Origin of the sequence: Paenibacillus popilliae ATCC 14706 (assembly GCF_000315235.1) — a bacterium.
Classification (GTDB): domain Bacteria; phylum Bacillota; class Bacilli; order Paenibacillales; family Paenibacillaceae; genus Paenibacillus_B; species Paenibacillus_B popilliae.
The window spans coordinates 1-438 of the sequence record NZ_BALG01000345.1; the positions used below are offsets into that span (position 1 = coordinate 1).

Consider the following 438-nt stretch of genomic DNA (forward strand, 5'->3'; position numbering starts at 1 on the left):
TTTTGTTAGTCGGGATTATAAGAGGTTAGAGATATTGCATGACTTAGCAAAATTATGAAAAAATCATATTGTAATATATTGTAGTATGTAGTATAATGTAATTACAACATATAATATACTACAAATTACAATATGGAGGGTGATTTTACATGGCAGGAGTAGCACGGATTACGAAGGAGCAGATTTGGGCGGCGGCAGAAAAGTTGTTACAAGAGGGTAAGTCTCCAACGTTGGCAGCTGTGCGTGGGGTAGTCGGTGGCGGCAGCTATACGACGATTAGCGAGGCTATGTCAGAGTTTAGGGCAGTGCAGGAGAAGACGGACGCGCCTATTAAGGAGCCATTGCCGCCAGTATTGGATGAGGCTGCGGCGCGGATGATGGCTGAGGTTTGGTTAATAGCCACAGGTTTAGCTAACGAACGATTAAAAGCAGAACGTG

1 protein-coding gene is annotated in these 438 nt (G+C 43.8%); it reads left to right on the forward strand.

The window, feature by feature from the left end:
- Positions 1–149: 149 nt before the first annotated feature.
- On the forward strand, positions 150–438 hold a 289-nt coding region (locus tag PPOP_RS16985), incomplete at its 3' end, for a DNA-binding protein (RefSeq protein WP_006287886.1).